General features: G+C 68.7%; 11 protein-coding genes. All 11 read right to left on the bottom strand.

The window, feature by feature from the left end; genetic code table 11:
• Position 1: 1 nt before the first annotated feature.
• On the bottom strand, positions 2-889 hold the full coding sequence (locus H2037_RS00145; protein WP_292116080.1) for an aldose 1-epimerase: 888 nt from the start codon (positions 887-889) through the stop codon (positions 2-4).
• Entirely contained in the window at positions 886-1,740 is an 855-nt protein-coding gene (locus H2037_RS00140; protein WP_292116077.1) for an SMP-30/gluconolactonase/LRE family protein, read from the bottom strand. Before H2037_RS00140 ends, H2037_RS00145 begins: the two co-directional genes overlap by 4 nt.
• A 3-nt stretch (positions 1,741-1,743) precedes the next feature.
• Positions 1,744-3,186 carry an aldehyde dehydrogenase family protein gene (locus H2037_RS00135; RefSeq protein ID WP_292116073.1) on the bottom strand — a complete coding sequence of 481 codons (1,443 nt, stop codon included), beginning with the start codon at positions 3,184-3,186 and terminating at the stop codon, positions 1,744-1,746.
• Between the two features lie 78 nt (positions 3,187-3,264).
• A complete protein-coding gene (locus H2037_RS00130; protein ID WP_292116071.1) occupies positions 3,265-4,698 on the bottom strand; it encodes a sugar porter family MFS transporter in 1,434 nt (477 codons plus the stop codon).
• Positions 4,699-4,757: 59 nt separating this feature from the next.
• Positions 4,758-5,516: an SDR family oxidoreductase gene (locus H2037_RS00125; RefSeq protein ID WP_292116070.1), complete on the bottom strand. Its 759-nt coding sequence runs from the start codon at positions 5,514-5,516 to the stop codon at positions 4,758-4,760.
• Positions 5,513-6,664, bottom strand: coding sequence for a fumarylacetoacetate hydrolase family protein (locus H2037_RS00120; RefSeq protein WP_292116067.1), 1,152 nt, complete (start codon positions 6,662-6,664; stop codon positions 5,513-5,515). The genes H2037_RS00125 and H2037_RS00120 overlap by 4 nt, the downstream gene beginning before the upstream one ends.
• Positions 6,665-6,727: 63 nt before the next feature.
• Complete coding sequence (locus tag H2037_RS00115; RefSeq protein WP_292116064.1) at positions 6,728-7,741, bottom strand: LacI family DNA-binding transcriptional regulator; 1,014 nt, start codon at positions 7,739-7,741, stop codon at positions 6,728-6,730.
• A 67-nt stretch (positions 7,742-7,808) separates the two neighbouring features.
• Entirely contained in the window at positions 7,809-8,966 is a 1,158-nt protein-coding gene (gene rodA / locus H2037_RS00110; RefSeq protein ID WP_292116061.1) for a rod shape-determining protein RodA, read from the bottom strand.
• On the bottom strand, positions 8,966-10,996 hold the full coding sequence (gene mrdA / locus H2037_RS00105; RefSeq protein WP_292116058.1) for a penicillin-binding protein 2: 2,031 nt from the start codon (positions 10,994-10,996) through the stop codon (positions 8,966-8,968). The genes rodA and mrdA overlap by 1 nt, the downstream gene beginning before the upstream one ends.
• Positions 10,993-11,511, bottom strand: coding sequence for a hypothetical protein (locus tag H2037_RS00100; RefSeq protein ID WP_292116054.1), 519 nt, complete (start codon positions 11,509-11,511; stop codon positions 10,993-10,995). The genes mrdA and H2037_RS00100 overlap by 4 nt, the downstream gene beginning before the upstream one ends.
• Positions 11,508-12,767: a rod shape-determining protein MreC gene (gene mreC / locus H2037_RS00095; RefSeq protein WP_292116051.1), complete on the bottom strand. Its 1,260-nt coding sequence runs from the start codon at positions 12,765-12,767 to the stop codon at positions 11,508-11,510. Before mreC ends, H2037_RS00100 begins: the two co-directional genes overlap by 4 nt.
• Positions 12,768-12,772: the final 5 nt, after the last annotated feature.

The following is a 12,772-nucleotide window of genomic DNA, read 5'->3' as shown; positions in this document are numbered from 1 at the left end:
CCTAGACCTCGGCCGTGACCGTCATTGCCAGGGTCAGGCTTTCGCCGGGCAACAGCCGCGCCAGGCCGCCGCGCTCGCCCCCTGGCGCATTCAGGACATCGGGTCGGTGCGTCACCGGCTCGACGCAGAAATAGTCGGCTCCGACGGGGGCATAGACCTGGGCCCAGTCCGCGCCCTCGCCGCCGCGCAGCACGATACGCCGCCCCCCGCCGTCCAGCAGGGCCTCGCCGTTCCAGTCGGCATAGGCGTGATCGACGAAGGGCGCCTCGGCCAGGGCCAGTCCGTCGGTCCAGTCCGCCACCGCGTCCGGCGCCGCCAGCCGCTCGGGGATCTCGCGCGCGTCGGTCAGCCAGATCCCGGTCGCCGACAGCGTCAGCCGCGCGTCCGGATATTTGTGGAAATAGGGGTGAAGGCCCAGACCGGCGGGCATGACCGTCTCGCCGGTATTGGTCACGGACAGGGCGATCTCCAGCCCCTGGTCGGTCAGCGTGATCGTCTGCCGCGCCCGCCACGGCCAGGGCCAGCCGACCCCGTCCACCGAGCTCTGGCCCGGCCAGTCCAGCGTCAGTTCGGCGCGCGCCTCGCCCGCCGTCTCGACCGTCCATGGATTCAGCCAGCCGTCCCCATGCAGCGCGTGGGGGGCGAACCGGTCCTGCGCGGCCAGTCGGACCTCACGCCCCTCGAACACGAACCGCGCGTCGGCGATCCGGTTGGCGTAGGGGACCAGGGGGAAACAGGCCATGTCGAGCATGTCCGTCGCCCCATCAGGCGTCGGCCGGAACACCGGCCTGCCGCCCAGGCTCAGGTCCAGGATCGCCCCGCCCCGCTCCGGCGCCAGGGTCGCACGCCAGCCGCCGGCCCTCAGCCGGATCACAGCCTCGCCGCTCACAGGCGGATGCGGTTCTGCGGCAGGCCCGGCGTCTCGACCCGCACCCGATAGAGGCCGCCCAGCGTCGGCTGCTCGCCCCGCTTGTCGGCGTTCCCCAGCCAGGCCGTGGTCATATAGAGGTCGCGCAGATCCTCGCCGCCGAAGGCCGCCTTGGTGACGGTCTGGACCGGCATGTCGATCTTGCCGATCCGCCGGCCGTCCGGCGAAAATTTCGCCACGCCCCAGCCGTTGAACAGGCCGACGTGCAGCACCCCGGCTGAATCCATGCTGGGCCCGTCGGCGTAACCGTCCTCCGTCACGGCGAAGACCCTGCGGTTCGACAGGGCGCCGTCGTCATGGTCGAAGGCCAGGACCGTCTTGGCCAAGGTGTCGTGGTGATACAGGGTCCGGCCGTCGGGGCTCAGGCACGGGCCGTTGGTGACGCCGTAACCGTCGTCGTGCCGGGTCAGCTCGCCCTGGAACCAGCGATAGAGGGCGCCGGTCTGGACCTGTTCGCTGTCGTCCATCGATCCGAACCACAGGGAGCCGTCCGGCGCCACGAAACCGTCGTTCAGACGGTTCTGCGGCCGGTCTTGCTCGACCGGCTGGATCAGGGTGAAGACGCCCGTCTCGGGCTCGAAGCGGTGCAGGCCGCCGCGAACCCCGCAGACCAGCGACCCGTCTTCCGCCGGCAGGGCGAAACCGGTCTGGTCCGGCGTGTCCCACGAAACGGTCTCGCCGCTCGCGGGGGTATAGCGGTGCAGCTTGCGCCCCTTGATATCGACGAACCACACCGCCTTGCGCGCGTCGTCCCAGACCGGGCCTTCGCCCAACTCCGCCTGGACGTCCCAGACCAGTTCCACATCGCCCATGGATCAGCTCGCCGAATAGGAGGTCTTGATCTGGGTGTAGAATTCGACCGCCGCAAACCCCTGCTCCCGCGCGCCATAGCTGGACTTTTTCGACCCGCCGAACGGCACATGATAGTCGACCCCGGCGGTGGCCAGATTGACCATGGTCATGCCGGCGCGGGCGTTCTTCTGGAAGTCGCGGGCGTATTTCAGCGACTGGGTGACGATGCCCGCCGACAGGCCGAACTCGACGCCGTTGGCGACGGCCAGCGCCTCTTCGTAGCTGGCCACGCGGATGGTCGAGGCGACGGGGCCGAAGACCTCTTCGTTGTTGATCCGGGCATCGGCGAGGGTGTCGGCGATCAGGGTCGGCTGGACGTACCAGCCCGGCTTGTCGAGGTTGGGCCGCTCGCCGCCGGTGACGATCCGGCCGCCGGCCTCGCGGGCGATGTCGATATATTTGTACGAGGTCTCACGCTGAGCCTCGCTGACTGCCGGACCCATCTGGGTGTTGGGGTCCAGGGCGTCGCCGACGCGAAGGGCCGCGACCTTCTCGGCCAGGGCGGCGACGAACCGGTCGTGGATGCCGTCCTGAACGATCAGGCGGCTGGAGGCGGTGCAGCGCTGGCCGGTCGCGAAATAGGAGCCGTCCAGGGCGATGGCGACGGCGCGGTCCAGGTCGGCGTCGTCCAGGACGATCAGCGGGTTCTTGCCGCCCATCTCCAGCTGCACGCGGGCCTGACGCTTCATCGCGCCCTCGGCGACGCCTGCGCCGACGGCCTGCGAGCCGGTGAAGGAAATGCCGTCGACGCCCGGGTGGGCCACGATGGCGCGGCCGACGTCCCCGTCGCCGATGACCATGTTGACGACGCCCTTGGGCAGGCCGGCCTCATGCAAGACGGCGATCAGGGCCTCGGCCGTGGCCGGGGTCGGGCCGGCGGGCTTGATGACGACGGTGTTGCCGAAGGCGATGGCCGGGGCGATCTTCCAGGCCGGAATGGCGATGGGGAAGTTCCAGGGCGTGATCAGGCCGAACACGCCGACGGCCTGACGATAGGTCTGGATCTCGACGCCCGGACGGGTCGAGGCCAGGTTCTGGCCGTGCACGCGCAGGGCCTCGCCCGCGAAATATTTCAGGATACGGGCGGCGCGCATGGTCTCGCCGATGCCCTCGGGCAGGGTCTTGCCTTCTTCGCGGGCCAGCAGGCGGCCGATAGCGGCCGCGCGCTCCATGATCAGCGATCCAGCCTTGTCCAGCACGTCGAACCGGACTTCCGGCGAGGCGTCCGACCAGCCGGGGAAGGCGGCGCGAGCGGCGGCGACGGCCTGATCGACCTCAGCCGCGCCGCCTTGGGGCGTGCGGGCCACGACGTCGCGCGTGTCGGACGGATTGAGGCTTTCGCCCGCAAGCGCGCCAGAGACCTTCTCGCCGCCGATCCAGTGCGAGAGTTCAAGCGTGTCGGTCATGGGATGTCCTTTTCGTGGCTGACGGGCGGCGGGGGAGCGCCGCCCGTCTCGGGGAGATGGTGAGACAGGCCGACGATGTCAGCCCGTCATGTCTTCCAGTTCGCGACCGCGAGTCTCCTTGACCCAGGCCTGGACCAGGAAGAAGGAGATCAGGGCGCTGACCGAATAGAAGCCGTAGGTGACGACCAGACCCAGGTTGGCGGCCATCCACGGGAAGCTGACCGAGATGGCGAAGTTGGCGATCCACTGGGCGAAGCCGGCGACGGCCAGGGCCGAACCGCGCATCTGGTTCGGGAACATCTCGCCCAGCATGACCCACATGACAGGGCCCCAGCTGAAGTTGAAGAAGACCACATAGGCGTTGGCCGCGATCAGGGCGGTCAGACCGGTCTGGTCGTCCAGGTGCAGCGAACCGTCGATCAGGGCCGCGCGCGAGAAGCACCAGGCCACGACGGCCAGGGTCACGAACATGCCGGCCGAACCGATCAGCAACAGCGGCTTGCGTCCGATCTTGTCGATCACCGAAATGGCGGCGAGGCAGGCCGCGATCGACAGGACGCCGGACAGGATGTTGATCTGCAGCGCGTCGTTCTCGGAGAAGCCGACCGACTGCCACAGCACGGCGCCATAGTAGAAGACGATGTTGATGCCGACCAGTTGCTGGAAGACGGCCAGGATCAGGCCGGCCCAGACGATGGGACGAACCTTCCGGGTCGCCGGGTCCAGCAGGTCGGCGAACTTGGGCTTGTGGTCGGCGGCCAGAGAGGCGCGGATTTCCTGCACCTTGCGCGCGCCTGCGCCGGGGCCGAACAGTTTCGACAGCACGGCCTCGGCCTGGGCGTCCTTCCTCTTGACCACCAGGAAGCGCGGGCTTTCGGGAATGACCAGCAGGGCCAACAGATAGATGGCGGCCGGGATCACCTGCAGCCAGAACATCCAGCGCCAGGCCGGGAAGCCCAGCCAGAAGTCGGCGGTCGACCCGCCGGCGGTGCGGGCCAGGGCGTAGTTGGCCACAAAGGCGCCGGTCAGGCCGGTGATGATCATGATCTGCTGCACCGACGACAGCCGGCCGCGGATCGATGCCGGCGTCACTTCGGAGATATAGGCGGGCGACAGGACCGAGGCCGCGCCGACGCCCAGACCGCCGATGAAGCGGGCGATGATGAAGTGGGTCGAAGTGTCGGCCGCCCCGGCCCAGACCGCCGAGATGATGAACAGCACCGCCGATATCTGCATCACGGTGCGACGGCCGATGGCGTCGGCCAGACGGCCGGCGATGAAGGCCCCGAACGCGCAGCCCAGCAGGATGGCGCCGACGTTGAATCCGGTGCCCAGTTCCGACAGGTTGAAGGCGGCCTCCAGCCCGTCCTGGGTGCCGTTGATGACGCCTGAATCATAGCCGAACATGAAGCCGCCGATGGTGGCGACGGCCACGATCAGGGCGATGAAGGCCATGTTGACGCGGTCGTCACCCGCAATATCCGGGCCTGAGCCCCCCGTCGGTCCTGCCATTCGATGATACTCCCATATAGAGCCCGTCTGACGCGGGCGTTGATCGGCGGTAGGAAAGCCTATCGCCAGCCTGCGTCCACGAAATATTCGTGGCCTGTAATCAAACGTGCGTCGTCGGACGCGAGGAACAGGCCCAGGGCCGCGACGTCCTCGGGCTGAAGCCGTCCAGGCAGGCACTGGGCCGCCACGATCTCGGCCTCGCCCTCGGGCGTGTACCACTGCATCTGGCGCGGGGTCTGGATATTGCCGGGCACGATGCAGACCACCCGCACCCCGTCGCCGCCCAGCTCGCGCGCCAGGGCCCGCGTCATCCCCTCGATCCCGGCCTTGGCGGTCTCGTACAGCGACAGATCGGGCAGGCCCAGATGCCAGCTGATCGACCCCATGTTGATGATCACCCCACGCCCCTGTCCGCGCATTCCCGGCGCGACCGACTGGGCGGCGAAATAGAGGTGGCGCAGGTTCACCGCGATCCGCTCGTCCCAATAGGCGGGCGTGACTTCGACCAGGCTGTGGCGATCGTCGTTGGCGGCGTTGTTGATCAGAACGTCGATCGGCCCGTGGCTCGCGACCACCTCGGCCAGGCAGGCCTGAAGCACGGCGACATCGGTCAGGTCGCAGGGATGAAAGACCGGGGCCGGCGACAGATCAGCGAGGGCCGCTTCCAGCGCTCTCGATTCCGCCTCGGCGATGTCGAGGAAGACGACGCGGGCGCCCTGGCGCGCGAAAGCCTCGACGAATCCGGCGCCGATGCCGGAACCGCCGCCGCTGACGACGACCAGACGGTCCTTCAGCGACGGATAGACGGCGCGACTCATACAGATACTCCCAGCAGGCCGCGACCGGCCAGATTACGCATCAACTCCACCACCCCGAACCGCCATGCCGGAGCCCGGTCGCAGTGGGCCACGATATTCTCCAGCACGCCCAGCTTCTCGGACGAGACCCGCACACGGTCCCCGATCTTGTGGGTGAAGCCCTTGCCCGGCGCGTCGCGATCCTCGATCGGCGCGAACATGGTTCCGAGGTACAGAGCGAAACCGTCCGGGTACTGATGAGCACTCAAGGTCTGGCGCACCAGTTCCTCCGGATCGCGGCTGATCAGCCGCATCGAGCTTTCGCCGGTCATGAGGAAACCGTCCGGCCCCTCGACCTCCAGCCGCACTGTCGCGGCGCGCACGTCGTCCATGCCGAAACCGTCGTCGAACAGGCGGATGAAGGGGCCGACGGCGGCGGAGGCGTTGTTGTCCTTGGCCTTGCCCAGCAGCAGGGCCGAACGGCCCTCGATGTCGCGCAGATTGACGTCATTGCCCAGGCTGGCGCCGACCGGACGTCCTGTCGGGTCGCAGATCACCACGACCTCGGGCTCCGGATTATTCCAGGCCGAATCAGACCGCACGCCGACCTCCGCCCCCAAGCCGACCGAGGCCAGCACCGGCGCCTTGGTGAAGATCTCGGCATAGGGGCCGATGGCGACTTCCAGATACTGCGACCACAGGCCGTCGGCGATCAATTGCGCCTTGACCGCCTCGGCCTGTTCCGATCCGGGGCGCAGATCCTTCAGATCGCCGCCGATCCGGTCCAGGATCGACTGGCGCACCGCGTTCGCCGCGTCGGCGTCGCCCCGCGCCCGTTCCTCGATCACCCGCTCCAGGGCCGAGACGGCGAAGGTGACGCCGGACGCCTTGATGCACTGCAGGTCCAGCGGCGACAGCAGGACGATGTCGCCCTCACGCGGTTCATCCCAGGCCGTCGCGAACGACAGTTCGTCGAGCGCGCCCAGGTCGACGCCCTTGCCGTCCAGATCGCCGCGTGACACCGCCTCGGCGCTCGTGGCCACCTCGCCGGAGATGTCGAACAGCCGCCCGCCCCGCGCCAGAACGGGCGAAGGCCCCGCCGACGTCAGGATGCGTCCCAACAGGCGCGCGTCGCGCCAGTCCGCCGGCAGGTGTGAGGCAAGGTTCAAGATCGTCTCCCATCCACACTCTACGATGTGGTAGCGCTACCATCTTGCATAGTAGGCGTCGTGTCAATCGGCGGGCGGCGCCGTGCTCTCGCGCAGGATCAATTCGTGGGCCACGGGACCGGAATTCTCGCCGCCCCGCCCCAGAATAATGGCGGCGCGACGGGCCATGGCCGCGACCGGCTGGCGGATGGTGGTCAGGGCCGGCCAGACGCTGGCGGCCAGATAGGTGTCGTCGAATCCGACCACCGACACTTCGCCCGGCGTCGACAGGCCGGCGGCGTGGACGGCGGCCAGGGCTCCGGCCGCCATGTCGTCGTTGCTGGCGAAGATCGCCGTCGGCCGCGACCCCTGGGCCAGCAGACGCCGCGCCGCCTCGAAGCCGGACCGGTAGGTGAAGTCGCCCGGCTGCACCAGCAGCACGGCTCCGTCGAAATCGTCGACTGCCGTCTGGGCGCCGTGACGGCGGTCGCCGCTGGCGGTCTGGTCTTCCCGTCCCTCGATGAAGCCGATGATGCGATGGCCCATGTCCAGCAGATGCCGCGTCATCTGGTGGGCGGCGCCGACGTCGTCCACCCGCAGCGACACCAGGTCTTCGCTCGGCGCGGGGGCGGCCAGGACCACGGCCTTCATGCGACTTTGGGTGATGGCGTCCAGGGTGGCGCGCGATTCGCCCAGCGGCGGCGGCACGATCACCCCCAGGGCGCCGCCCGCGGCGAGCCGCTGCACCGCCTGACGCTCCTCTTCGGGCGCGCCGGCCTGGGACGGCTCGATCAACAGCAGCAGCCCCACCGAACGCGCCCCTTCCAGGGCGCCGGACAGGACCTCGGCCAGATAGGCGTTCGACGGGTTGGCGTACAACAGGCCGATCCGCCCGCCCCCGGCCCGCGCCAGAATCCGTGCGGCGGGATCGGGCACATAGCCGGTCTCGCGGATGATCGCCTCGACCTTGGCCCGTGTCGCCTCGCGCACGCGGGCGTCGCCGTTGACGACGCGTGAAACAGTCATCGGCGAGACGCCGGCGAGGCGGGCGATATCGCCCATGGTTCGGTTGCGGCCCTGGCCGGTCTTGGTCGTCATCGCACGAACACGATCACAACCCTGGCGCATCTGTCCAGAACCATCGCTTGAGGTAGCGCGCCCGGCATCAGATCAGCCCATGGCCCTTCGGCAGCTCGGCATAGCGGTGCACGCGCGTCGCCATCACCAGGCCGAAACCGATCATCACCGTCAGCATCACCGTGCCGCCATAGGACAACAGCGGCATGGGCACGCCCACGACAGGCGCCAGTCCCATCACCATCCCGCCGTTGATCAGCACATACATGGCGAAGGTCGCCGTCACGCCCGACGCCGCCAGACGGCCGAAATGACTGTGCGACAAAGAGGCGATCCGCAGCGAGATCAGGATGATCGCCGCATAACAGGCCAGGATGGTGAAGGAGCCGACAAAGCCGAACTCCTCCGACACCGCAGCGAAGATGAAGTCGGTGTGTTTCTCCGGCAGGAATTCCAGCTGGCTCTGACTGCCCAGGCCGAACCCCTTGCCCAGCAAACCGCCCGACCCGAGGGCGATCTTCGACTGCATGATGTGATAGCCGGTGCCGGACGGATCGGCCTCCGGGTTCAGGAAGGTCAGCACGCGGTGACGCTGATAGTCGTGCATGCCGAACATCACATAGGGCGGGACCAGGGCCACGGCAGCCGCGCCGACGGCGGCGATGATCTTCCAGCTCAATCCGGCCATGAACATGATGGCCGCCCCGGTCAGGCCGATCAGCATCGCCGATCCCAGATCCGGCTGGTGCGCCACGAGCAGGAAAGGCAGGCCGATGATGGCGACCGGGAAGATCAGTTTCCAGTGAAAGCTGGCCTCCTTGGCCGAGGCGCCGTGGTACCAGCGCGCTAGGGCCAGGACGACGCCGATCTTCATGATCTCGGACGGCTGGATCCGGGTCACGCCAAGGTTCAGCCAGCGCGTCGCGCCCATGGCGGTATAGCCCAGACCCGGCACCTCGATCAGGGCCAGCATCAGCAAGGCGACGCCATAGACCGGATAGGCCAGGCCGAACCAGAAGCGGATATTGACCATCGACAAGGCCAGCATCAGGGCCACGCACATGCCGAACCGGATCAGATGGTTCGCCGCCCAGGGCGACCAGGACCCGCCGCCGACCGAATATAGCATCAGGCCGCCGGTGCCGGACACCACGCAGATCAGGGCCAGCAGACGCCAGTCGATCTGGCTGATCTTGGTCGAGACGCGCTCGCGCTCGCCGGGACGGGACAGGGCGGAGGCGGTCATCAGCGCGGCTCGGACAGATAGGGGCGCGGGCCCGTGGACGGCGCCGGACCGGACGGCGGCGCGTTCGCCGGCGTGTCCACGACGATGTCGGGCTCGGGCGCGGCCCCGACCAGGCCTTCATCGACCTCGGGTCCGACAGGCTCGGGCGGCAACGGACGCTCGATCCGGGCGCGCATGTCAGGATCCTTCAGCAGGACCGTCCGCATGACCTCGCGCGCGCGCGGCGCGCCGGCCGTGGCCCCGCCCTTGCCGCCGTGCTCGACGATGATGGCCACGGCATAGCGTGGCGCGTCGACCGGCGCGAAAGCCACGAACAGATTGTGGTCCTTCAGCGCCCAGATGTCGCTCTTGCGCGAACCGGTGCCATAGTTGCGGACCTGGGCCGTGCCGGTCTTGCCCGCCATCTGAATGTCGCCCAGTCCCAGCTGGCTCTGGCGATAGGCGGTGCCGGACCGGTCGTTGGCCACGGCGATCATGCCCTGACGCACATATTCGACATGCTCGGGCACGAACGGCAGATCCGGCGCCTCGGCGCCGCTGGGCTGTTCGACCCCGCCGATGGACTTGATCAGACGCGGCTGCAGCTGTTTCTTGCCGTTGGCCAGCCGCGATGTCATCACAGCCAGCTGCAACGCATTGACGGTGATCGCCCCCTGCCCGATCGCCACGGAGGTCGTCTCGCCCGGATGCCAGACCGGATCGCGCGGGAAGGTGCGGGCCTTCCATTCCGTTGACGGCAGCAAGCCCTTCTTCTGGTTGCCCACCCCGATGTCGAAGGTGTGCTCAAAACCCAGGGCGAGGCCGGCCTGACGTATCCGGTCCACGCCGGCGCGGTTGCACATGGCGTAGAAATAGACGTCGCACGAGTTCTTGATCGCGTCGTGCATGTTCTGCACGCCGTGACGCCCCCAGCAGCGCTGAACCTTGTTTCCCGTTCGATAGGCGCCGGTGCAGACCACGGTCTGGCTGGGATCCACGCCCGCTTCCAGCAGGGCCAACGCCGTCGTCGGCTTGAAGGTCGAGCCCGGCGGGAAGGTGCCGTTCAACGTCTTGTCCAACAGGGGCTTGCGCTCGTAGTCCCGCAAGGCGCTGTAGACCTTGGTCGGGACGCCGCTGACGAAGAGATTGGGATCGAACGACGGGGCGGACATCATGCACAGGATGTCGCCGTTGCGGACATCCATGACCACGCAGGCCCCCGACTCGTCGCCGAAAACCTCCAGCGCGCGGTTCTGCACGTCGGCGTCCAGCGTCAGGACCACCTCCTGGCCCGGCACGGCCGGCCGCGAGCCGCCCACGTCCTCGGCCACCACCCGGCCGCGGGCGTCCACCTCGACGCGGTTGCCGCCCGGTTCGCCGCGCAACGCCTCGTCGAGGGCCTTTTCGACCCCCTGACGGCCGATGCGGAAACTGGGGTTGAACAACAGCGGAGGGACCGTCTCTCCCTTGTCCTTGATCGCCTTGACGTCGCGGTCCGAGACCTTGGCCACATAGCCGATGGCATGGGCGAAGGCCCCGCCGAACGGATAGTAGCGGGCGTCGTTCATGTCGGCCATGACGCCCGGCAGTTCGTTGGCGTACAGATTGACCTTGGCGAACTCCTCCCAGGTCAGGTCGCTCTTCACCGGGACCGGGTTGAACTTGGGCGAGGCGTTAACCTCGCGGATGATGGCCCGGCGACGCTCCAGCGTATCGGGCAGCAGCCGGCCCAGCAGGTCCAGCGTCTGGTCCAGGTCCTTGGTCTCGTCGCGGACGACCAGCACCCGGAAACTGGGGCGGTTGCCGGCGATGACGACGCCGTTCCGGTCCTTGATCAGACCCCGCGGCGGCGGCACCAGGCGGAAGTTGAACTGGTTCTGCGACGACAGGGTCGCATATTCCTGGGCCTGGACGACCTGAAGCTGGGCCAGCCGCCCCACCAGGGCCGTCACCCCCAGCGCCGCCAGACCGCCGAACACGAAGGTGCGGCGCAGGAAGGAGCCCTGGCGCTCGTTGACATCCGAAAAGAAGATCGAGGGCTCGCCGCTCATCGGAACCGAATATCCCCGTCGTCGAACCGCTCCAGCATCCAGTCGGCGATCGGATACAGGATCAGGGTCGGGGTGATCTGGCCGATCAGCGCCAGGATCGCCGGCGGATTGGCGGCCCGGATCGCCACGATGACATAGGCGACCAGGAAGGCCCCCAGGGTGCAGGCCGCATACCAGGCGAACCGGACCACGCCCTCATGCCCGGCCAACAGGTTCCGCGACAGCAGGACGACGGCATAAACGCCCATCAGGCACAGCGACCACAGGCCCAGCGGACCGTTCCAGAACAGGTCCAGAAACAGGCCCAGCACGAACAGCACCGCCGGCGCCGTCATCGACGGGCGGATCAGCGGCCAGGCGAAGGCCAGAACCATCGGAAACACCGGCTCGGGCAGGGTCAGGCCGAAAAGCTCGACCGGGGTCGCGAAGACGATGGTGGCGGCGACCGCCGCCAGGGCCGGATAGACGATCCATTGCAGGGGGCCCACGACGCGGACCGCGACCGGCCGTCTCACGTCGCGCCCTCCGTGGCGGGCGCCGATTCGGCGGGCTGCGACGGCTCCGGACGGGTTTCGGCGGGGCGCGCCTGCACGGGACGAGGCTGTGCGGGTCGGGTCTGCGTGGGACCGGTCTGGGCCGAAGGAGGCGGCGTCGGGCGAGTCTGCGCGGAAGGGGTCTGGGTGGACCGCGGCTGCGCGCCCCCCGTCGAACCGGAAGATGTCTGGGCGGCGGGCCTGGCGGCGACGGGTGCGGGAGGCGTCCTGGCGACGGCGGCAGCCGCGATGCGCGCGCGCTCCGCCTGGGCCTGGGCGGCGGCCTGTCGGCGCGCATTGGCGTCGTCGATGGCGCCGGCCTGTTCCGCGCTCGGCGGCGGGGCCGTCGTCAGACCGGCCAGGGGCGGCGCATTGAGGGCGTTCGGATCGATCAACTGACCGAAGTCCTGGAACAACAGCACCCGGACATAGTCGACCGGACCGCGATCACTGAACAGTTTGACGCGCCAGCTGCCGTCGATTCCCTTGGCCGCCACGCCGATCGGAATGCCGCGCGGCAGGCCGCCGCCGTCGCCGGAGCTCAGTATCCGGTCGCCCGCCTGAACCGAACCGGCGCCGCGTACGAACTCCAGTCGGGGATTGCCGCTGCCGTCTCCGGTCAGCATGGCGCGGGCGTCGGTGCGATCGACCAGGACCGGGGTGCGCGACGCGACGTCGGTCAGCAGCACCACCCGGCTGACGCCGCCGGAGACCCCGACCACCCGTCCCACCAGTCCGTGTTCGGTGATGACGGGATTGCCGATGCGCACGCCCTTGGACGATCCGACATCGACCAGCTTCGCCCGATTGAAGGGGCCGCGCGCGTCGGAAATGGCTCGCGCCGTGACCATGGGCACGGCCGGCTCGGTTCGCAGGCCCAGCATGGCCTCGTAGCGGGCGTTGACGTTCTTCAGGGCGATGGCCTGGTCGCGCCACGGCTGCAACTCGGCCAGTTCCGCCTTCAGCCGGCGGTTCTCGGAGACGGCGAAGAAATAGCCGCCGACGTAGTCCGTCACGGCGCCGACCCAGCGCACCGGCGCCGCCAGGATTCCGCTGACCGGCCCGGTCACAGTCTCCGCCGCCCCCCGCGCCGGTCCATAGCTGGATCCGCCGTCCGGCGTTCCCCGGTCGCTGATCAGCAGCAGGCCGGCCGCGATCATGGCCACGACGGCGACCACCGCGGCGGTCCAGGCCAGCGGCACCTTCAGGTTTTCAAAAGGGCCGTCGCGAAACGCCACGGGCG

The organism is Brevundimonas sp. (genome assembly GCF_013912065.1).
In the GTDB taxonomy this organism is placed as follows: Bacteria; Pseudomonadota; Alphaproteobacteria; order Caulobacterales; family Caulobacteraceae; genus Brevundimonas.
Note: the sequence above shows the minus strand (reverse complement) of the source record. Positions and strands in the feature narration are given on the sequence as shown.

Excerpts from the sequence above, each read along its gene's own strand:
- H2037_RS00140 (WP_292116077.1), bottom strand. The coding sequence starts at position 1,740 with ATGGGCGATGTGGAACTGGTCTGGGACGTCCAGGCGGAGTTGGGCGAA.
- H2037_RS00135 (WP_292116073.1), bottom strand. The coding sequence starts at position 3,186 with ATGACCGACACGCTTGAACTCTCGCACTGGATCGGCGGCGAGAAGGTC.
- H2037_RS00130 (WP_292116071.1), bottom strand. The coding sequence starts at position 4,698 with ATGGCAGGACCGACGGGGGGCTCAGGCCCGGATATTGCGGGTGACGAC.
- H2037_RS00125 (WP_292116070.1), bottom strand. The coding sequence starts at position 5,516 with ATGAGTCGCGCCGTCTATCCGTCGCTGAAGGACCGTCTGGTCGTCGTC.
- H2037_RS00115 (WP_292116064.1), bottom strand. The coding sequence starts at position 7,741 with ATGACGACCAAGACCGGCCAGGGCCGCAACCGAACCATGGGCGATATC.
- rodA (WP_292116061.1), bottom strand. The coding sequence starts at position 8,966 with ATGACCGCCTCCGCCCTGTCCCGTCCCGGCGAGCGCGAGCGCGTCTCG.
- mrdA (WP_292116058.1), bottom strand. The coding sequence starts at position 10,996 with ATGAGCGGCGAGCCCTCGATCTTCTTTTCGGATGTCAACGAGCGCCAG.